Below are 19741 nucleotides of genomic sequence, written 5' to 3'. Positions count from 1 at the left end.
ATGGTTAACGCGTCATGGTATCGGCGCCATAGGCGCGCAGGAAGATGTCGACGGCGAAGGCGGCGTCGCTTTCCATCTGTTGCGGCGTGACCCGTTCGATCTGGCTGAGCAGCAGCAATTCATGGCAGCCCGATGTCGTCAGGCGCATCAGCACGCGGGCGGCCTTGTCGGGGTCGTCGCGGCGCAACTGGCCGCGGTCCATCGCCCCTTCGAGGAAACGGGCGAGCAGCATCCGGGTATGGCTGGGCGCCATTTCATAGAAGATACGGCTCATTTCCGGGAAACGGCCACCTTCCGACGCGATCAGTCGGTGCAGGGCGATCGCTTCGGGCGATGTCACCTTTTTGAGCAGGCTGAGCGCGGTGCGATGCAGCGTCGAGGCGAGGTCGCCACCGGGGTCCAATATTTCCGAAAGCCGCGCGCGATAGGTGCCGGTCGCATTTTCGAGAACCGCGCGAAACAATTCCTCCTTGGACGGGAAATGATTCCACAACGTGCCCTTCGACCCGCCCAATATGGCGGCGATGGCGGACATGCTGGTCGCGGCATAGCCATTTTCGAGAAAATGCCGGGCAGCCACCTCCAATATCGTCTGGCGCCGGTCGAGGCGGCGGGCCTCCCGACGACTGGGGGCTAAAGCTTTTTCCGGGCATGTCATATAAGTGTACCATAGAGTACGCTATTTATATTGACAAGGGTGGTACGGCGGGGCAAAGGCGATTTTCATACTGGATGGTACGGTTTGGATATGTCCGTGAGTCGCATCAGTTTTTCCATTCGCACCGGCGGTATTGCAGTGACAGCGCTGCTTCTGGCCGGCTGTGCTTCAATACCCGATCTGGGCGACAAGCCCGAGATTCGCACACCGCAGAGCGTGGAGGCCGGGCGTAGCCTGAGCGCCGACACGGTTGCCTGGCCCAGCGAGAATTGGTGGAGCGCCTATGGCGATCCGCAGCTGACATCGCTGATCGAGGAGGGGCTGCGCAATTCGCCCGACATGGCGGTGGCGCTGGCGCGCTTCCGCCAGGCGACGGCGATGGCCCAGCAATCGGGCGCGGCGCTGCTGCCCACGGTTGACGCCACGGCCAATGCCGGCGTGACCAAGCAGAGCTATAATATGGGCATGCCCAAGGATTTCGTGCCGCAGGGCTGGCTGGGCACCGGCAAGGTCGGGCTGGACTTTGGTCTGGACATCGACCTGTGGGGCAAGAACCGGGCGTCGCTGGCGGCCGCCACGTCGGAGGCCCGCGCGGCCGAGATCGACGCGCAACAGGCACGCCTGGCGCTGACCACCGCGATCGCCGATGCCTATGCCGACCTGGCCCGCCTCTATGACGAGGCGGAAATCCAGGAGCGCACGCTGGAAATCCGCACGGCCAGCCAGAAGCTGGTCGCCGATCGGCGGCAGAATGGCCTGGAAACGCGCGGCAGCGTGCGCCAGGCCGACGCCACCGTGTCCTCGGCCAAGGCGCAACTGGCCGCCGCCCGCGTGGCGATCGAGCTGCGCCAGCATCAGATCGCCGCGCTGATCGGTGCCGGGCCGGACCGCGGCCTGGCGATGACCCGGCCGCAGATCGGCCAGCTCGCGCCGCTGGGTTTGCCGGCGGACGTCACCACCAATCTGGTGGCGCGTCGTCCCGACGTCGCCGCCGCGCTGGCCCGGACGCAGGCCGCCGCCAGCCGGATCAAGGTGGCGCGGGCATCCTTCTACCCGGCGGTGAGCCTGAGCGCCCTGATCGGCGTCCAGTCGCTGGGATATGAGACGCTGTTCACCGGCACCGGTGCTTCGGGTGGTTCGACGTCCTTCGCGGACAATCTGTTCAAGAAGGATTCGCTGTTCGGCAGCGCCGGTCCGGCGATCAGCCTGCCGATCTTCCATGGCGGGCAGTTGCGCGGCCAGTATCGCGGCGCGCGCGCGACCTATGACGAAGCGGTCGCCAGCTATGACAAGACGGTGCTGGGCGCCTATCAGGACGTCGCCGACGCCGTGACCAGCCGCCGGACGCTGGACCAGCGGCTGACCGACGCCAAGGCGGCGCTGGCCGCGTCGCAGGATGCCTATGGCGTTGCCCAGCAGCGCTACAAGGGCGGGCTTTCCACCTATCTCGACGTGCTGAACGTCGAAGACCAGCTGCTCGCGGCGCGTCAGTCCGTCGCGCAGCTGGAAGCGAGCGCCTTCTCTCTCGATATTGCCCTCATTCGCGCGCTCGGCGGCGGCTTTGCCGCGAGCGACGCTCAGTCCAAGGATCGACCCAATGGCTGATGCCGCCACCGAAACTTCCCCCGAACTGGCCGAGCAGCGCGGCAATGCCCGCAAGACCTGGCTGACCCGTCTGGCGATCGCCGTGCTGGTGGTCGGTGTCCTGTGGGCGGCCTGGTATGTCCTGATCGGCCGCAACCATGTCAGCACCGACAATGCCTATGTGAATGCGGAGGTCGCCCAGGTGACGCCCCTGCTGTCGGCGCAGGCGATCGAGGTCAATGTCACCGACACCCAGACGGTGAAGCGCGGCGACATATTGGTGAAGCTGGACCCGACCGATGCGCAGATCGCGCTGCAGCAGGCCGAGGCCGATCTGGCCGATGCCCGTCGCCGCTTCCGCCAGACCAGCGCGACCAGCGGTTCGCTGTCGGCGCAGGTCGAGGCGCGTGGTGCCGACATCGTCCAGGCCCGTGCCCAGCTGGCGACCGCGCAGGCCGATTTCGACAAGGCCCGCATCGACCTGCAGCGTCGCGAGGCGCTGGTTGCGGGCGGCGCGGTTTCGGGTGACGAAGTCACCGCGGCGCGCAAATCCTATGCCGCTGCCAAGGCGGCGCTGGACCTGGCCCGCGCCGGTGTCGAGACCGCGCAGGCGACCCGCAATGCCGCCACCGGCCAGCTGGCCGCCAATGACGCGCTGATCCGCGGTTCGACCGAGGAAAGTGATCCCGCGGTGATGATCGCCAAGGCGAAGCTGGACAATGCCAAGCTGGACCTGGAGCGCACGATCATCCGCGCGCCCGTTGATGGCGTGGTGACCAAGCGTGCGGTCCAGATTGGCCAGCGCGTGGCGCAGGGCAGCCCGATCATGAACATCGTCCCGCTGTCGCAGGTCTATGTCGACGCCAATTTCAAGGAGCGCCAGCTGCGCCATGTGAAGGTGGGCATGCCCGCCACGGTCGTGGCCGACATCTATGGCGGCGATGTCGTCTATCATGGCAAGGTCGTGGGCTTCTCCGGTGGCACCGGTTCGTCGCTGTCGCTGATCCCGGCGCAGAACGCGACCGGCAACTGGATCAAGGTGGTCCAGCGCCTGCCGGTGCGCATCGCGCTCGACCCCAAGGAACTGGCAGAGCATCCGCTGCGCGTGGGCTTGTCCACCGAAGTCGAGATCGATCTGGCCGGCAAGTAAGGGAGCGAGCGCGTGAGCGGTCCCGAAACCTTCAATCTGCTCTCGCCACGCACCCGCACGCTTGCCGGGCTGGTGCTGGCGCTGAGCAACTTCATGGTCGTGCTCGACCTGACCATCGCCAATGTCTCGGTGCCGCATATCGCCGGTAATCTGGGCATCTCCGGCGACCAGGGCACCTGGATCATCACATCCTATGCGGTGGCGGAGGCGATCTGCGTGCCGCTGACCGGCTGGCTGGCGCTGCGTTTCGGCGTGGTGCGGACCTTCATCTGGGCGATGATCGGCTTCGGCTTCTTCTCGATGATGTGCGGCCTGTCGACCACGCTGGGCATGATCGTCGCCGCGCGCCTGGGTCAGGGCATCTGTGGTGGGCCGATCATGCCGATGTCGCAGACCCTGTTGCTGCGCATATTCCCGCCGGAAATGCGGCCGCGCGCCATGGGCCTGTGGGCGATGACGACGCTGCTGGGGCCGGCCATGGGGCCGATCGTCGGCGGCTATATCAGTGACAATTGGAGCTGGCACTGGATCTTCTTCATCAATCTGCCGATCGCGGCGCTGTGCGTGTTCGCGGCGATGGCGATGCTGCGGCCGGTGGAGACCGATACGGCGCACCAGCCGATCGACAAGATCGGCCTGTGTCTGCTGATCTTCTGGATCGGCTGTCTGCAGGTCATGCTGGATATCGGCCGCGACCATGACTGGTTCTCCGACCCGCTGATCCTGACGCTCGCCATCCTGGCCGGCATCGGCTTCATAGTCTTCATCATCTGGGAACTGACCGAGGAGCATCCGATCGTCGACCTGCGGGTGTTCCGGCATATCGGCTTCTCATCGGGCGTCTTCACGCTGGCTTTGGCCTTCGGCGCCTATTTCTCCAGCATCGTGGTCATCCCGCAATGGCTGCAGATGTCGATGGGCTATACCGCGACCTGGTCGGGCATCGTCACCGCCTTCACGGCGATGGCGGCGGTGATGAGCGCGCCCTTCGCGGCCCGCTTTACCGGCAAGGTCGATCCGCGCATCATGATTTCGGGCGCGGTCTTCTGGCTGGGCTGCATGACCTTGTGGCGGGCGCACTGGACCAGCGGCATCGACTTTTTCGGGCTGGCGCTGCCGCAGTTCGTGCAGGGCTTTGCCATGCCCTTCTTCATGATCCCGCTGACGACGCTGACCCTGGGGTCGGTGCCGCCGAGCGAGACGGCGTCGGCGGCCGGGCTGCAGAATTTCCTGCGGACCATGGCGATCGCGATCGCGACCTCGCTGGTGCTGACCGGGTGGAGCGACAGCCAGCGCGTGTCGCGCAACGAACTGGCCGGCGCCTTGCAGCCCGACGATGCGCAGCGCGCGCTGTCGGGCATGGGGATGACGACCGAGCAGATCCGCCAGACCATATCCAATCTGGTGGAGCAGGAGGCGATCGCCATTTCGGTCGACTATGTCTTCTTCATCTCCGCGTTGGTGCTGTTTGCGGCGGCGGTGATCGTCTGGTTGGCGCCCAAGCCCAGCGGGCCGGTGGATACGTCGGCGGCGCACTGAGCGCTGCCCTGTTCGAGGCAAAGAAAAAGCCTCCCGTTGCTGTCGCGACGGGAGGCTTTTTCATTTTCGTACGCCGATGCTTCAGAGTCTGTTTGAAAAATCGCGAAAGAGCGATTTTTCGTCACGGTACCAGCCCACTCCCCCGCCCAACCACCCGATCCAGTGTCATCCTGTCGGGCGGTTGGGCGGGGGGGCGGGCTGGTACCGGCTTTCTCAAACAGTCTCTCAGCGGGCGGCTGAGGCGCGCTTCTGGCCGTAGAGGAAATAGACGGCGAGGCCGATCGCGTTCCAGATCAGGCAGGCATAGATGGTCTTCATCGGCAGGCTGAGGAACAGATAGGCGCAGCCGAGCACGGCGCCCAGGCCCACCAGCGTCGCTGCCGGGGTGCGGAAGGGGCGCTTGAGGTCCGGCGCGCGGCGGCGCAGGATCAGCAGGCAGGCGCCCACTGCGGTGAAGGCGATCAGCGTGCCGGCATTGGCGAGCGCGGCGATCTGGTCGATCGGCAGCACGCCGGCGATGACCGCGACCAGCACGGCGGTGACGGCGGTGATGCGGGCAGGGGTGCCGCGCTTCGAGATGCGGGCGAGCGATTGCGGCAGGAAGCCGTCGCGCGCCATCACCAGAAAGATGCGGCTCTGGCCGTAGAGGAAGCCCAGCAGCACGGTGGGTAGCGCAATGACGGCGGCGATCGCGACGATCCGGGCGATCGACCCCTGGCCCATTTCGCGCAGGATGAGGGCGAGCGGCTCCGGGCTGTCGGCAAAGCGGGTAAAGGGCATGGCGCCCACTGCGGCGGCGGCAACCAGCACGTAGATGAGGGTGCAGACGATCAGCGAGCCGACGATGCCGATGGCGAGGTCCCGGTCCGGATTCTTGGCTTCCTCCGCCGCGGTCGAGATCGCGTCGAAGCCGTAGAAGGCGAAGAAGATGATGGCGGCGGCGGCCATCACGCCGCGCTCGATGCCGTCAGGCCCCATATGCTTGGCAAAGCCGAAGGGCATGAAGGGTTCAAGATGCTGGGCGTCGAAGGCGGGCAGGGCGACCCAGACGAACAGGCTCAAGGTCGCGATCTTGATCAGCACCAGCAGCGTGTTGAGCCGGGCGCTTTCGCGCGTGCCGAACATCAGCAGGGCGGCGACAACGCCGATGATGAAGATGGCGGGGATGTTGATGAGGCCGCCAAGCTCCGGCCCCTTGGTCAGTGCCTCGGGAAAGCCGAGCGGGGTGAGGAGCGGGGCGGCATAGCCCGACCAGCCGACCGCCACGGTCGAGACGACCAGCGAATATTCGAGGATCAGGCTCCACCCCACGATCCAGGCAATGCCTTCGCCCAGCACGACGTAGGAGTAGCTGTAGGCGCTGCCCGCCGCCGGCATCATCGTCGACAGTTCGGCATAGGCGAGCGCGGCGCAGGCGCAGATCGCGCCGGCAATGGCGAAGGAGATGAGGACGGCGGGGCCGGCGCGATCGGCGCCGACGCCGATCAGGGTGAGGATGCCGGTGCCGACGATCGCGCCGACGCCCAGCGCCAGCAGATGCGGCCAGGACAGGGTGCGCGCCATGCTGTGGCCGCCTCCCTGGGGCGTCATCGCCTCCATCGGCTTGCGACGTGTCCAACTCATAGAAAAGCTCCCCCTGTTATGCGGTCTGTGGCGGGTTTGCTGGCGCAAACGACGGGCGGGCGCAAGCGCCGAGCCTGAACGTGGCGACTTCTTACAATATTGGGCGTGGTCGCTGCGCTATTGTTGCCAAAGAGCGGGAGGTCGACGCAATGGCGACGGCAATCGGTGCAGTGGAGCGACAGGCGCGGGAACGGCGCATCTTTACCGGCATGGCGGCGCTGGTCGCCGTCACCGTGATTGGTGGCTTCGGCAGCTTTGCCCTGCGCGGCTATGTCGACGTGGCGACCGTGCCCTGGTGGGTGCATGTCCATGCGCTGTCGCTGCTGGCATGGACGCTGCTGTTCCTGGCGCAGGCGCTGCTGGTGGCGCAGCGGCGAACCGATCTCCATCGCCAGTTGGGCTGGGTTGGGGCCGGGCTTGCCTGTTTCCTGATCCCCTGGGGTATCGCGACGTCGATCCTGGCGGTCCAGATGGGGCGGGTGCCGCCCTTCTTTCCGCCGGGCATATTCCTGGTGCTGGGGCCGCTCGACATGCTGGCCTTTGGTGCGCTGACGCTGGCGGCGATCCTGCTGCGGCAGCGGAGCGACTGGCACAAGCGGCTGATATTGTGCGGGACCATCGCGATGATGGAGCCGGCATTCGGCCGGATATTGCCGATGCCGCTGCTGGGGCCATGGGCCGGCGCCTGCGCGACACTGATGCAGTTGCTCTATGTCGGGATCGCCATGCGCGCCGATGCGGGGCTGCGCGGCGCGGTGCATCCGGCCTATCGCTGGGGGCTGGCGGTGATCGCCGGGCGATTGCTGCTGGTCGAGTTGCTGGGGCGCACGGCGATCGTCGCTGGGGCGGCTGCCGCGCTGGCTGCGGGATAGCGCACTTGCGCTTGCGGCCGCTTTGGCTTAAGGGGCGCCCTGCATCCGGGACTCTGGTCCTGGAACCCTGACGACTCCAGGATATCCAAGAGGGATATCGAATGGACGCTGGCCGGCGAGTTTTCGCCCGCCGGCGATTTTGTCGTTTTGGGGTGGTGCATGGATTTTCCGGGCCTTGGCCCGAATTGAGGTGATGATGTTCGATTCGCTAAGCGATCGTCTCGGTGGGGTATTCGACAAACTGCGTGGGCGCGGTGCGCTTACGGAGGACGATGTCCGTGCCGCGATGCGCGAAGTGCGAGTCGCACTGCTGGAAGCCGACGTGGCGCTGCCCGTGGTTCGCCAGTTCGTCGATCAGGCGACCGAAAAGGCCGTCGGCAGCGATGTGCTGCGGTCGATCACGCCCGGCCAGATGGTCGTCAAGATCGTCTCCGATACGCTGACCGAGACGCTGGGCGCCGAAACCAGCGACCTGCTGATCGACGTGACCCCGCCCGCCGTCATCATGATGGTCGGCCTGCAGGGGTCGGGCAAGACGACCTCGACCGCGAAGATCGCCAAGCGCCTGAAGGACAAGGAGCGCAAGAAGGTGCTGATGGCGTCGCTCGACGTCCAGCGCCCGGCCGCGCAGGAACAGCTTGCCGTCCTTGGCACCCAGATCGATGTCGCGACCCTGCCGATCGTCGCCGGCCAGCAGCCGGTCGAGATTGCCAAGCGCGCGCTGCAGTCGGCCAAGCTGCAGGGCTTCGACGTCGTCATGCTCGACACCGCCGGCCGACTGCATGTCGACCAGGCGCTGATGGACGAGATGAAGGCGGTTGCCGACGTCGCCAATCCGGCGGAAATCCTGCTGGTGGTCGACTCGCTGACCGGCCAGGACGCCGTGAACGTGGCGACCAGCTTTACCGCGCAGGTGCCGCTGACCGGTGTCGTGCTGACCCGCATGGACGGCGATGCCCGTGGCGGCGCCGCGCTGTCGATGCGCGCGGTCACCGGCCGTCCGATCAAGTTCGCCGGCACCGGTGAAAAGCTGGATGCGCTTGAGCCCTTCCATCCTGCCCGCGTTGCCCAGCGCATCCTGGGCATGGGCGACGTCGTCAGCCTGGTCGAGAAGGCCGCCGAGACGATCGACGCCGAGGAAGCCGACAAACTGGCCAAGAAGATGGCCAAGGGTCAGTTCGACATGAACGACCTGCGCAGCCAGCTCAACCAGATGCGCCGCATGGGCGGTCTGGGGGCGCTGGCCGGCATGCTGCCGGGCCTCAAGAAGGCGCAGGCGGCGATGGCCAATAGCGGTGCCAACGACAAGACGCTGCTGCATCTGGACGCGATGATCGGGTCGATGACCCCCAAGGAGCGCGAGAAGCCCGCGCTGATCAACGCCAAGCGCAAGATCCGTATCGCCAAGGGCGCCGGCCGCACCGTGCAGGACGTCAACCGTCTCCTGAAAATGCATCAGGAAATGGAATCGGCGATGAAGAAGATCCGCAAGATGGGCGGCCTCAAGGGGCTGGCCAAGATGTTCACCGGCGGTGGCATGGGTGGATTGGGCGGCCTGGGTGGACCGGGCGGCGCGGATGGGCAGGGCGGTCCGCCCGACCTGTCGGGTCTGGGTGGCCTTGGTGGCCTGGGCGGCAACATGCCCAAGCTTCCGCCCGGCTTTCAGAATTTCATGAAGAAATAAGCAATTTCCGTATTTTGGTTTGAATAGAAAGGTCTAGTTCCATGGCAACCTCCATCCGTCTGTCGCGCGGCGGCTCCAAGAAGCGCCCCTATTACCGCATCGTCGTGGCCGACAGCCGCGCCCCGCGTGACGGCAAGTTCATCGAGCGCATCGGCAGCTACAACCCCGTTCTGCCCAAGGGCGACGAAAAGCGCGTCATCATCGACGTCGAGCGTGCGAAGCACTGGGTTGCTGCCGGCGCCCAGGCGACCGACCGCGTTGCCCGCTTCCTGGACGCCGCCGGCGTGAAGGAGCGCGCTGCCCGCAACAACCCGAAGAAGGCAGAGCCGGGCCAGAAGGCCAAGGACCGCGCTGAAGACCGCGCTGCCAAGGCTGCCGAGGCTGAAGAAGCTGCGCGCGAAGCCGCTGCCGCTGCCGCCGCTCCGGCCGCTGAAGAAGCTGCTCCCGCCGAGGAAGCTGCTGCCGAACAGGCCGAGGGCTGATCCTCTTGACCGACAAGCCCGTCACCCTGGCCGCGATCATCGGTGCCCATGGCGTGGCGGGCGAAGTCCGTCTGAAGCTGTTTGGCGAAGGGGCCGAGGCCCTGAAAAGCTACAAGAGCTTCGATGCGGCAGGGCGCACATTGACGTTGAAGTCGGTGCGCCCCGGCCCCAATGGCGCGGTGGCCCGCTTTGCCGAGATCGGCGATCGCGGCGCGGCCGAAGCGCTGCGCGGCACGGCGCTGACCGTCCCGCGTTCCGCCCTGCCGGCCTTGCCCGAGGGCGAATATTATCATGCCGACCTGGTCGGCCTTCCCTGCACCAGCAGCACCGGCGAGACGCTGGGCGAGATCATCGCGGTCGAGAATTTCGGCGCCGGTGACATCATCGAGGTGCAGCGTCCGTCGATCGAGGGCAAGCCCGGCAAGCGCTTCATGGCACCGATGCATGTGGTGGTGCTGAGCGAGGACGGTGCCGTGATTGACGCGGCTTTTACCGAATAGTATATACGCTCCGTATATACGGAGCTTCTCCATGGGCGAAGAATATCGGGCCAAGGTCTTCAAGTCGGGCAACAGCCTGGCCTTGCGGCTGCCCAAGAGCCTGGGGCTGAATGACGGCGAGGAAGTCGTCATGATACCGCATGCCGATGGCAGTTTTTCCTTCTGGAAGCAGGGTCAGCAGCGCGACATCCTTTTGTCCCTGTTCGGCAGCATGTCGGCGGGCTTCATGGCGGAAGGGCGCGGCGATATCGATCAGGGGGATCGCGATTGGACCGGACCGGCGTCGTCTGCGGCATGACGCAGGTCGCTTATCTGCTCGACACCAATATTTGCATCGATTTCCTGCTCGGACGGAGCGCCCGTCTGGCCGAGCGGATGGCGGCCGAGTTCGATCGCCTGTCGGTTTCCGCTGTCACCGCTGCCGAATTGCGGGTCGGCAATCGCGGCTCGAGCGATCCGGTCGGCGACCTGCGGCGCGTCGATACATTTCTGGCGCTGCTGAATATCTTGCCGTTCGATGATGCGGCGGCGCACACCTATGCCGAGATGGTGCGCCTGGTGGGGGTGCGTAGTCGGGGGTTCGATCGGTTGATCGGAGCGCAGGCGATGGCGTCGGCCATGGTGCTGGTGACGCGCAACGAAAAGGATTTCGCGGATATTCCCGGCCTGACAGTGGAGGATTGGAGCGCATGATGACCATGGCTGTGCGCATGGTGGCCCTGTCGGGATTTCTGTCCATCCTGTCTGCGCCGGCGGTTGCTGCCGATGCCAGGAAGATCGACGCTGCCATCCCGGAGATCGACCGTCTCTTTGCCGATTTCCAGGTCGATAGCCATGCGCCGGGCCTGGTCTATGGCATCGTCGCCGATGGCAGGCTGGTCCATGTGAAGGGCTTTGGCGCGCAGGATCTGGTGCAGAAGCGGCCGGTGACGGCGGACAGCCTGTTCCGCATCGCATCCATGACCAAGGCGTTCACCGCCCTGTCGATCCTGAAGCTGCGGGAGAAGGGCAAGCTCTCGCTCGATGATCTGGTCGAGGCTTATGTGCCGGAAATGCGCGGCTGGACCTATGCGACCAAGGATAGTCCGCGAATCCGCATCCGCGACCTGCTGACGCACAGCGCGGGCTTTGTCGACGATAATCCGTGGGGCGACCGGCAGACGCCGCTGCCCGACGCGGACTTCACCCGGATGCTGGAGCAGGGCGTGCCGATGAGCAGCGCGCCGGCGACCCATTATGAATATTCCAACTTCGGCTATGCGCTGCTGGGGCGGATCATCGCCAATGTCTCGGGCATGCCCTATCGCCGCTATGTCGAGCAAAGCCTGTTGACGCCGCTGGGCATGGCGTCGAGCGGCTATCAGCTGAGCGAATGGCCGGTTGCGCGGCGGTCGCTCGGCTATCGCTGGGAAGATGGGCGCTGGAAGCGCGAACCTGACATGGCCGACGGCGCCTTTGGCGCGATGGGCGGGCTGCAGACCAGTGCCAATGACTATGCCCGCTGGGTGGCCTTTTTGCTGTCCGCCTGGCCGCCGCGCGACGATGCGGAGAGCGGCCCGGTCAGCCGGGCGTCGGTGCGGATGCTGGCGGAGGGCAGCAATTTCATGAGCGTCGGCCAGCGCAACGGCAAGAGCGGGGCGACCGCCTGCCGCCAGGCGGCGGCCTATGGCTTTGCCATGCGGATCGCGCAGGATTGCGACCTGGGGCTGACCCTGTCCCATGGCGGCGGCTATCCCGGCTATGGCAGCCATGTGATGCTGATGCCGGATTATGGCGTGGGCATCTTCGTCTTCACCAATCGCACCTATAATGGCGGGGCGGGTGCCGCCTGGGATGCGGCGATGCTGTTGCACAAGGCGGGGGCGCTGATTGCGCGGGACGTGCCGGTCAGTCCGCTGCTGGCGCAGGGCTATGCCGCGGCGGGGCGCATCTATGCGTCGGGCGATGTGGTGGCCGCCCGCGACAATCTGGCGATGAATTTCCTGATGGACGCCGATGCGGTGCATTGGGGCAAGCGCCTGGCGGCGTTGAAGGGGGAGGTCGGTAACTGCGCGGTCGATGCACCGCTGAGCGCGACGGGCAATCTGTCGGGCAAGTTCACCTGGACCTGCGAGAAGGGGCGGGTGGCGGGCAGTCTGTTGCTGGCACCGACCGCCGACGCGGAAATCCAGGAACTGAAGCTGGAGGTCAAGGCGCCCTGAGCGCGGCGCGATCGACAGTTCCCCCTGCAGCGAAAATGCTCTAGGCGCGCAGCCATGGCGCAAATTTTGACCGCAATCTATCTGCTGATGATGCTGGCTGGCGGCTGGCGGCTGTTCGGCCTTGGCTGGCCGCTCTGGGTGAAGGGGCTGGTGGCGATCGGGCTGGTCTGTCCCCTGCCGCTGCTGGTGCTGCTGCCGGGCATGCTGCATCCCGAACGGCCCTTTGCCGACATGCTGCGGATGATCGGCTTCGTGATGATGGGCTGCGGCGCGCTCTGCCTGGTTGGCGGCCTGTCTGCTGCCCGGCTGCGGGCGCGCCGGCGATGAGCTTTGCGGCCCAGATCCTGACCCTCTATCCCGAGATGTTTCCGGGCCCTTTGGGCGTGTCGCTTGCCGGACGTGCGCTGGCCGAGGGGAAATGGTCGTGCGATCCGATCCAGATGCGCGGCTTTGCGACCGACAAGCATCGCACCGTCGACGACACGCCGGCCGGGGGCGGCGCGGGCATGGTGCTGAAGCCCGACATATTGGCGCGCGGTATCGACCATGCGCTGGCGCAGCGGCCCGACCTGCCGATCCTGGCGATGACGCCGCGCGGCAAGCCGATCACCCAGGCGCGGATCCGGGCGCTGGCGGACGGTCCCGGCGTGACCTTGCTGTGCGGGCGGTTCGAGGGCTTTGACGAACGGATTTTCGACGCCCGGCCGATCGAGCAGATATCGATGGGCGACATCATCCTGTCCGGCGGGGAAATGGGCGCGCTGATGCTGCTGGATGCTTGCATCCGCCTGCTTCCCGGTGTAATGGGCGCCGCTTCCAGCGGTGTCGAGGAATCCTTTGAAACGGGGTTGCTCGAATATCCGCATTATACCCGACCGGTCGAATGGGAGGGGCGCAGGATTCCCGAAGTGTTGCGATCGGGGGATCATGCGAAGATCGCCGCCTGGCGGAAACAACAGGCGGAGGCAGATACACGGCTAAGGCGGCCGGACCTTTGGGAACGCCATATCGGTGTTCGGGACCAGTCGCCCTCTGGTGCGCAACGCGAAAATAAGGACTGAGTTACATGAACTTGATCCAGCAGATCGAGGCCGAAAACATTGCCGCCCTGGCGAAGGAAATCCCCGATTTCCGTCCCGGTGACACCCTGCGCGTCGGCGTGAAGGTTGTCGAAGGCGAGCGCAGCCGCGTCCAGAACTATGAAGGCGTCTGCATTGCCCGTTCCAACAAGGGCATGGGCAGCAACTTCACCGTTCGTAAGATTTCGTTCGGCGAAGGCGTGGAGCGCGTGTTCCCGCTCTACTCGCCCAACCTCGATTCGATCACCGTCGTTCGTCGCGGTGTCGTGCGTCGTGCCAAGCTCTATTATCTGCGTGGCCGCACCGGCAAGCGCGCTCGTATCGCCGAGCGCCGCGATACCCGCACCGAAGGTTGATCCTTCAAAACTGTCCTTGACAGTTGTAAAAATGAAACAGGCGGTGGCCCCCGGGGCTGCCGCCTTTTTCTTTGTGTTACAATGATTTGACACGCTGTTTTACGGCATGAATTATTGCGCTTGCGAACAAATTTTTGCGGCCGCTCAAAGGGCCATTTCGCAGTCGATGCAATTATGCCAGCCTGATATTTCCAGATGTTACTGAGTGAAACGCACTGAAATTTCCGATTTCAGGAACGGATAACTGCGTCCATTCCGATCTCATCCGGCAACAAGAAGAGGGGGGTGTCGAAAGGTCTCTAAAAAAAGAAATAGGGGGCTTTTTGATGAAGTATCAGGGTCTGTTTTCATGCAGTGCGATTGCCATTGCACTGTCCTATTCCATGCCTGTTCTTGCGCAGGATGTCGCGCCCCAGGCGGCCGCAGCGGAAACGCCCGGCCAGACGATCATCGTCACCGGCACGCGGCGTACCGACCGTACCGTCGCCGAATCGCCGACGCCGATCGATGTCTATTCCGGCGAGGAACTGCAGAAGCAGGGCGTCGCCGACATGAACCAGGTGATCCAGAACCTGGTCCCGTCCTTTTCGGTGGCGCGCTATGCCATTGGTGACGGCTCCTCCTTCGTCCGGCCGCCCAACCTGCGCGGGCTGGCGCCCGACCAGACGCTGGTGATGGTGAACGGCAAGCGCATGCACCGTTCCGCGCTGGTGCAGATCGGCGCGAACGCCCAGTCCGCTGGCGCCCATTCGGCCGACCTTGCGCAGATTCCGGCGATTGCGGTGCGCAGCGTCGAAGTGCTGCGCGACGGCGCTTCGGCCCAATATGGTTCCGACGCGATCGCGGGCGTCATCAACATGGCGCTGCGCGACGATACCGACGGCATTTCGGGCTATGCCCGCTATGGCCAATATTATCGCGGCGATGGCGAGGATTATCAGGTCGCGCTGAACGGTGGTTTCAAGCTGGGCGACAATGGCTTCATCAACATCAGCGGCGAATATGTGAACGCCGGCAAGACCAGCCGCGGCGTCACCCGACCCGGCGCGCTGGAACTGTCGCAGGAGCAGCCCGACATCGGCGTGCCCAAGCTGGCGCAGCGCTATGGCAATCCGAAGATGGAATCCTATCGCTTCTTCGTGAATGGCGGGTTCGACCTGGGCGACGAAAGCAGCATCTACTTCTTTGGCAATTATGGCCACAGCTTCCAGGAAGAGAGCTTCAACTATCGCCAGTCGGTCAATTCCGCCAATTTCGGCCTGAACGGTATCTTCAACGACTATTTCACCGATTTCGACAACACGACGCCGGGCATCCAGACCGGCGCGGCGGGCGGCAATGTCTATGCGCCCAACGGCTATGACCCCACGACGCGGGATTATACGCAGGTGTCGGATTGCTCCGATCCGCTGGTGCAGAACTGGAGCTGCGTCTATTCGGGCGGCTTCACGCCGATCTTCTTCGGCAAGATCGACGATATTTCGGGCACCGTCGGCTATAAGGGCACGCTCGGCTTTGGCCTGAACTACGACCTGTCGGGCAGCTATGGCCAGTCGACGCTGAAATATACGATGAACGGCACGATGAACCCGTCGCTGGGCATCACCTCGCCGACCGAATTCTACCTCGGCAAGCTGGAACAACGCGAAACGCTGTTCAATGCGGACTTCAGCTATCCCTGGGAAGTCGGGCTGGCGAGCCCGATCACGATCGCCTTTGGCGGGCAGTATTTCCGGGAATCCTATGAACTGGGCCTGGGTGACGCCGCCTCCTATGCGATCGGGCCCTATACCGGGAACCTGGTCTTCCATCAGGATGGCACGCCGGTGCTGAACGCGGACGGCAGCCAGCTCTCGGTCGCACTGCCGGTCGGCGCCAATGGCTTCCCCGGCTATGGTCCGGCGATCGCGGGGGAGAGCAGCCGCAATTCCAAGGGCCTCTATATCGACGTGGAAGGCGACATCACCGAAGCCTTCTCGCTGGGTTTTGCGGGCCGCTACGAGCATCTGTCCGACTTCGGCAATTCGACCACGGGCAAGGTGTCGGCGCGCTATGCCATCGTGCCGGATGTGTTCGCGGTTCGCGGCACACTGTCGACCGGCTTCCGTGCGCCGACGCCGGGCCAGACCAACACCAGCAGCATCGCGACCACCTTCAATCCGGGCAATCCCAACGCGATCGAGTTCATGACGCTGCCGGTCGCCAGCCCGGTCGCACAATATCTGGGCGCCGTGCCGCTGAAGCCGGAAGAGTCGGTCAGCTTCTCGGCCGGTACGGTGTTCACGCCGGCCCCCGGCGCGTCGCTGACGATCGACTATTACAACATCAAGGTGAAGGACCGCATCGGCACCACTGGATCGCGGGTGATCACTGACGATCAGCGGCCCGAGCTTCAGGCGCTGGGCCTGGCCAACTATGCCACGGTGAACGAGGTGCAGTTCCTGACCAATGCCTTCGATACCCGCACCCAGGGTGTCGACGTGGTCGGCAGCTATCGCTTCTCGACCGACAGCATGGGGACGTTCAACACGACGCTGGCCTTCAACTACAACAAGACGAAGGTCATCCGTGTCGGGCTGGACCCCGATACCGGGTCGCCGATCATCAGCGACACGCGCATCATGCAGTTGCAGAATACGCTGCCCAAGACGCGCGTGATCCTGACCGAGAACTGGACCAGCGGCGCGCTGTCGGTGCTCGGTCGGGCGAACTGGTATGGCAAGTACAAGGTCTATGACGACGGCACCGGTGCGAACGGCGAAAGCTATGTCAATCAGAGCTTTGGCAGCGAGTTCGTGTTCGATCTGGAAGTCAGCTATCAGCTCAATGACAATTTCACGCTGAGTGCCGGCGCGCAGAACCTGTTCAGCAACTATCCCGACAAATATGATAATCGCGCTGGCGGGCTGGGGCCGGTCTATGCGTCGACGGGTGGTCGCTTCACCGGTGACATCTATCCCGACGTATCGCCCTTCGGCTTCAACGGCGGCTTCTGGTATGCGAAGGTCGGATTCAAGTTCTGATCCCGCATCGTCATGATCCGGTCGGCCGGTCCCTTGCGGGGCCGGCCGATTTCGTTGCAGGAGGGGTCATGTCCTTGACCAACCGCCTGGCGACCGCCGCCGACGAACCCGCTTTGTCCGCCCTGATGACGCTGGCTATCGAGCAATTGCAGTCGGCCTATCTGACCGCTGCGCAGGTGCAGGCCAGCCATGGCTTCATGGGGCTGGACCGGCGGCTGATCGGTGACCGGACCTATTTCGTGGTGGAGGCGGATGGCGCGATCGCCGGATGTGGCGGATGGAGCCGCCGGGCGACCGCCTATGGCGGCGACCACACGGCCGGGCGCGACGACCGCATGCTCGATCCCGCGACCGAGGCGGCGAAGGTGCGGGCGATGTACACCCATCCCGACCATGTCCGCAAAGGGGTCGGCACGACCATCCTGGCGCTGTGTGAGGCCGCCGCCCGGCAGGAGGGCTTTGCCGCGCTGGAATTGTCGGCGACGATGGCCGGCGTGCCGCTCTATCGCAGCTTCGGGTTCATCGATGTCCGCCCGTTCGAGGATAGCGGCGTGCCGATGATCCTGATGCGCAAGGCAATCTGATTCAGGTGCGGCTGGTCCACCACAGGCCAGCCAGGCTGATGAGCGCGGCGGCCGACATATAGAGGCCGACGAGCGCGACGCCCTGCATGCCGATCAGCCAGGTCGCGACGATCGGCGCCAGCGCGCCGCCCAATATGCCGCCCAGGTTGAAGGCGAAGGACGCCCCGGTATAGCGCAGCTGGGTCGGGAAGAGGGCGGGCAGATAGGCGCCGAGCGGGCCGTAGATGAAGCCCATCACGAACAGGGCGAAGCTGAGCGCGACGAAGATCGGCAGCAGCGCGGCGGTGCCGATCAGCGGGCCGAAGACGATACCCATGACCAGCGTGCCGGCACAGCCCCAGGCGAGGACGCGGGTAGGGCTGCTCCTGTCCGACCACCAGCCGGCGATCACGATGCTGAGCGCCATGAACATGATGGCGCCAAGCTGGATAGCGAGGAAGATTTCCCGGTCGATCTTGAGCGCGGTGGTGCCATAGCCCAGCGCAAAGGCGGTGGCGATATAATAGACGGCGAAGCAGGCGGCGCAGGCGAAGGTGCCGGCGATGGCCGCGCCCAGATGGGTCGAGAGCAGGGTGGCAAGCGGCACGGCGGGTGGCGGTGCTTCCTGCTGCGCCGCGGCAAATTCGGGCGTCTCGGTGAGCTTGAGGCGGACCCAGAGGCCCAGGATCACGAGGACCGAACTGCCCAGGAACGGCAGGCGCCAGCCCCAGGCGAAGAATTCCGCATCGGTCAGGAAGGCGCCGAGCAGCAGGAACAGGCCGTTGGCGGCGATGAAGCCGACCGGGGCGCCCAGTTGCGGGAACATGCCGAAGCGGGCGCGCCAGCCCTCAGGCGCATTCTCGACCGCCAGCAGCGCCGCGCCGCCCCATTCGCCGCCCAGGCCAAAGCCCTGGCCGAAGCGCAGCACGCACAGGATCAGCGGCGCCCAGAAGCCGATCATGAGATAGGTCGGCAGGAAGCCGATCAGCAATGTGCAGCCGCCCATCAGCATCAGCGAGGTGACGAGCGTCGCCTTGCGCCCGATGCGGTCGCCATAATGGCCGAATACGGCGGCGCCGAGCGGTCGGGCGAGGAAGGCGAGAGCGAGGCTGCCATAGGAAGCCATCAACTGCGCCGAGGGCGAGGAGGCCGGGAAGAAGAGCGAGGGGAAGATCAGGCTGGCGGCGGTGGCATAGATGTAGAAGTCGTAAAATTCGACCGCCGTGCCGATGAGGCTCGCTGCCAGCACCCGCTTGTGCAGCCACATTGCGCCCATGCCGCTCGTCTGTGTCATAGCCCCCATCCTTCTCAATCCCTTCGCGCCGCCATCCTCCCCTGCAAGGGGAGGGGGACCATTTGCCTAGAGCATCCTCCAATTAGGTTGAATCGGAGGATGCTCTAATTTCCTTTTGTTTGCCGCATTCTGCGAGTCGTCGGCTGTTCCAGCCGACGACTCGCAGAATGCTCTAGCAAATGGTGGAGGGGTGGTGCCGCGCGCGATAGGGCGACACCCCTCCGTCAGGGCTTCGCCCTGCCACCTCCCCTTGCAGGGGAGGATGATGACATTCGCCTCTATTTCCGTCGTTTCTGGTTCAGCAGCTCATAGGCCATGACCGCCGTCGCGACCGCGGCGTTGAGGCTGTCGGCCTTGCCCAGCATCGGCATCTTCACCAGCTGGTCGCATTCGGCCTCATAGCTTTCGGGCAGGCCCTGCGCCTCATTGCCGACCAGCAGGAAGCTGGGGCTCTGATAATTGGGTTCCTGATAATCCTGGGTCGCTTTCAGGCTGGTGCCGATCAGTTCGCCCGGCCCCTGGCGCAGCCAGTGCATGAATTCGCCCCAGCGTGCCTGGGTGATCGACTGGGTGAACAGGGCGCCCATGCTGGCACGCACCGATTCGACCGAGAAGGGATCGACGCAATCGTCGATCAGGATGAGGCCGCCGGCACCGACCGCGTCGCCGGTGCGCAATATGGTGCCGAGATTGCCGGGATCGCGCAGCGACTGGGCGACGATCCAGATGTCGGCGGTGTTGCGATCGAGCTTTTCCAGCGGAGTCAGCCGGTCGCGATAGACGCCGACCACGGCCTGGGCATTATCCTTGCCGCTGATCTTGGACAGGATGTCGGGCGTGGTTTCGATCACGTCGCCGCCGTCCGCCTCGATCGCGTCGATCAGGTCGAGCGCGAGCGGGTGGGTGGAGCCGGCATGGAAGAGCATTTCGGGCAGCACGCCTTCCTCGCGCGCTTCGGTCAGGATGCGCAGCCCTTCGGCCAGGAACAGCCCTTCGGCCTTGCGATATTTCTTTTCCCGCAGCGAGCGCACGCGCTTGACCAGCGGATTGGAAAAACCGGTGATTTCGCGTGCCACGTTCTGCGTCCTGCCTTCTGGTCCGCGACCAGTGCGGACGAAGCGGCCTCTCTATCG

The 19741-nt window shown here is 64.9% G+C and carries 19 protein-coding genes; 15 read left to right on the top strand and 4 right to left on the bottom strand.

Annotation, left to right across the window (positions count from 1 at the left end; genetic code table 11):
• Positions 1-4: 4 nt before the first annotated feature.
• Positions 5-658, bottom strand: a complete 654-nt coding sequence (locus tag U0025_RS14390) for a TetR/AcrR family transcriptional regulator (protein WP_004208108.1) — start codon at positions 656-658, stop codon at positions 5-7.
• A 90-nt stretch (positions 659-748) separates the two neighbouring features.
• On the opposite strand from U0025_RS14390, the gene U0025_RS14385 reads away from it, so the two are divergent.
• Genes U0025_RS14385 through U0025_RS14375 form a run of 3 tightly spaced genes read left to right on the top strand, consistent with a single transcriptional unit; the run spans position 749 to position 4931 of the window.
• Positions 749-2263 carry an efflux transporter outer membrane subunit gene (locus U0025_RS14385; protein ID WP_004208107.1) on the top strand — a complete coding sequence of 505 codons (1515 nt, stop codon included), beginning with the start codon at positions 749-751 and terminating at the stop codon, positions 2261-2263.
• The gene (locus U0025_RS14380) at positions 2256-3392 is read left to right on the top strand and encodes an EmrA/EmrK family multidrug efflux transporter periplasmic adaptor subunit (protein WP_004208106.1); all 1137 of its coding nucleotides are present in this window, start codon (positions 2256-2258) and stop codon (positions 3390-3392) included. The genes U0025_RS14385 and U0025_RS14380 overlap by 8 nt, the downstream gene beginning before the upstream one ends.
• A 12-nt stretch (positions 3393-3404) precedes the next feature.
• The gene (locus U0025_RS14375) at positions 3405-4931 is read left to right on the top strand and encodes a DHA2 family efflux MFS transporter permease subunit (protein WP_004208105.1); all 1527 of its coding nucleotides are present in this window, start codon (positions 3405-3407) and stop codon (positions 4929-4931) included.
• 225 nt (positions 4932-5156) lie between these two features.
• Here the strand turns inward: U0025_RS14375 and U0025_RS14370 are convergent, their stop codons facing one another.
• Positions 5157-6554, bottom strand: a complete 1398-nt coding sequence (locus tag U0025_RS14370; RefSeq protein WP_004208103.1) for an amino acid permease — start codon at positions 6552-6554, stop codon at positions 5157-5159.
• Positions 6555-6703: 149 nt separating this feature from the next.
• On the opposite strand from U0025_RS14370, the gene U0025_RS14365 reads away from it, so the two are divergent.
• From U0025_RS14365 to U0025_RS14310, 12 genes are all read left to right on the top strand, one after another.
• Positions 6704-7426: a hypothetical protein gene (locus U0025_RS14365; RefSeq protein WP_004208101.1), complete on the top strand. Its 723-nt coding sequence runs from the start codon at positions 6704-6706 to the stop codon at positions 7424-7426.
• 193 nt (positions 7427-7619) lie between these two features.
• Complete coding sequence (ffh, locus tag U0025_RS14360) at positions 7620-9110, top strand: signal recognition particle protein (protein WP_037490422.1); 1491 nt, start codon at positions 7620-7622, stop codon at positions 9108-9110.
• A 41-nt stretch (positions 9111-9151) separates the two neighbouring features.
• A complete protein-coding gene (gene rpsP / locus U0025_RS14355; RefSeq protein ID WP_004208098.1) occupies positions 9152-9592 on the top strand; it encodes a 30S ribosomal protein S16 in 441 nt (146 codons plus the stop codon).
• Positions 9593-9597: 5 nt separating this feature from the next.
• Positions 9598-10092: a ribosome maturation factor RimM gene (gene rimM, locus U0025_RS14350; RefSeq protein WP_004208097.1), complete on the top strand. Its 495-nt coding sequence runs from the start codon at positions 9598-9600 to the stop codon at positions 10090-10092.
• A gap of 31 nt (positions 10093-10123) precedes the next feature.
• Complete coding sequence (locus U0025_RS14345) at positions 10124-10390, top strand: antitoxin (RefSeq protein ID WP_004208096.1); 267 nt, start codon at positions 10124-10126, stop codon at positions 10388-10390.
• Positions 10360-10785 (top strand): type II toxin-antitoxin system VapC family toxin, encoded by a 426-nt coding sequence (locus U0025_RS14340; RefSeq protein WP_004208095.1) that lies wholly within the window; start codon positions 10360-10362, stop codon positions 10783-10785. Before U0025_RS14345 ends, U0025_RS14340 begins: the two co-directional genes overlap by 31 nt.
• Positions 10782-12293, top strand: a complete 1512-nt coding sequence (locus U0025_RS14335; RefSeq protein WP_004208094.1) for a serine hydrolase domain-containing protein — start codon at positions 10782-10784, stop codon at positions 12291-12293. Before U0025_RS14340 ends, U0025_RS14335 begins: the two co-directional genes overlap by 4 nt.
• 54 nt (positions 12294-12347) lie before the next feature.
• Positions 12348-12620, top strand: coding sequence for a hypothetical protein (locus U0025_RS14330; protein WP_004208093.1), 273 nt, complete (start codon positions 12348-12350; stop codon positions 12618-12620).
• Positions 12617-13354 (top strand): tRNA (guanosine(37)-N1)-methyltransferase TrmD, encoded by a 738-nt coding sequence (trmD, locus tag U0025_RS14325; protein WP_004208092.1) that lies wholly within the window; start codon positions 12617-12619, stop codon positions 13352-13354. Before U0025_RS14330 ends, trmD begins: the two co-directional genes overlap by 4 nt.
• A 5-nt stretch (positions 13355-13359) precedes the next feature.
• Positions 13360-13728: a 50S ribosomal protein L19 gene (gene rplS / locus U0025_RS14320; protein ID WP_004208091.1), complete on the top strand. Its 369-nt coding sequence runs from the start codon at positions 13360-13362 to the stop codon at positions 13726-13728.
• A gap of 326 nt (positions 13729-14054) precedes the next feature.
• Positions 14055-16751, top strand: coding sequence for a TonB-dependent receptor plug domain-containing protein (locus U0025_RS14315; RefSeq protein WP_004208090.1), 2697 nt, complete (start codon positions 14055-14057; stop codon positions 16749-16751).
• A 68-nt stretch (positions 16752-16819) separates the two neighbouring features.
• On the top strand, positions 16820-17335 hold the full coding sequence (locus U0025_RS14310; protein ID WP_004208089.1) for a GNAT family N-acetyltransferase: 516 nt from the start codon (positions 16820-16822) through the stop codon (positions 17333-17335).
• 1 nt (position 17336) lies between these two features.
• On the opposite strand, the gene U0025_RS14305 is transcribed toward U0025_RS14310, so the two are convergent.
• Entirely contained in the window at positions 17337-18608 is a 1272-nt protein-coding gene (locus U0025_RS14305) for an MFS transporter (protein ID WP_004208088.1), read from the bottom strand.
• A 278-nt stretch (positions 18609-18886) separates the two neighbouring features.
• Positions 18887-19684, bottom strand: a complete 798-nt coding sequence (locus U0025_RS14300) for a TrmH family RNA methyltransferase (protein ID WP_004208087.1) — start codon at positions 19682-19684, stop codon at positions 18887-18889.
• Positions 19685-19741 lie beyond the last annotated feature (57 nt).

The organism is Sphingobium yanoikuyae (assembly GCF_034424525.1).
GTDB classification, from domain to species: domain Bacteria; phylum Pseudomonadota; class Alphaproteobacteria; order Sphingomonadales; family Sphingomonadaceae; genus Sphingobium; species Sphingobium yanoikuyae.
This window is presented reverse-complemented; position numbering and strand designations above follow the sequence as displayed.

Bases quoted from the DNA above. Each gene is read 5' to 3' on its own strand.
- U0025_RS14390 (WP_004208108.1), bottom strand. From the start codon at position 658: ATGACATGCCCGGAAAAAGCTTTAGCCCCCAGTCGTCGGGAGGCCCGC.
- U0025_RS14385 (WP_004208107.1), top strand. From the start codon at position 749: ATGTCCGTGAGTCGCATCAGTTTTTCCATTCGCACCGGCGGTATTGCA.
- U0025_RS14380 (WP_004208106.1), top strand. From the start codon at position 2,256: ATGGCTGATGCCGCCACCGAAACTTCCCCCGAACTGGCCGAGCAGCGC.
- U0025_RS14370 (WP_004208103.1), bottom strand. From the start codon at position 6,554: ATGAGTTGGACACGTCGCAAGCCGATGGAGGCGATGACGCCCCAGGGA.
- U0025_RS14365 (WP_004208101.1), top strand. From the start codon at position 6,704: ATGGCGACGGCAATCGGTGCAGTGGAGCGACAGGCGCGGGAACGGCGC.
- ffh (WP_037490422.1), top strand. From the start codon at position 7,620: ATGATGTTCGATTCGCTAAGCGATCGTCTCGGTGGGGTATTCGACAAA.
- rpsP (WP_004208098.1), top strand. From the start codon at position 9,152: ATGGCAACCTCCATCCGTCTGTCGCGCGGCGGCTCCAAGAAGCGCCCC.
- U0025_RS14345 (WP_004208096.1), top strand. From the start codon at position 10,124: ATGGGCGAAGAATATCGGGCCAAGGTCTTCAAGTCGGGCAACAGCCTG.
- U0025_RS14335 (WP_004208094.1), top strand. From the start codon at position 10,782: ATGATGACCATGGCTGTGCGCATGGTGGCCCTGTCGGGATTTCTGTCC.
- U0025_RS14330 (WP_004208093.1), top strand. From the start codon at position 12,348: ATGGCGCAAATTTTGACCGCAATCTATCTGCTGATGATGCTGGCTGGC.
- trmD (WP_004208092.1), top strand. From the start codon at position 12,617: ATGAGCTTTGCGGCCCAGATCCTGACCCTCTATCCCGAGATGTTTCCG.
- rplS (WP_004208091.1), top strand. From the start codon at position 13,360: ATGAACTTGATCCAGCAGATCGAGGCCGAAAACATTGCCGCCCTGGCG.
- U0025_RS14315 (WP_004208090.1), top strand. From the start codon at position 14,055: ATGAAGTATCAGGGTCTGTTTTCATGCAGTGCGATTGCCATTGCACTG.
- U0025_RS14310 (WP_004208089.1), top strand. From the start codon at position 16,820: ATGTCCTTGACCAACCGCCTGGCGACCGCCGCCGACGAACCCGCTTTG.
- U0025_RS14305 (WP_004208088.1), bottom strand. From the start codon at position 18,608: ATGACACAGACGAGCGGCATGGGCGCAATGTGGCTGCACAAGCGGGTG.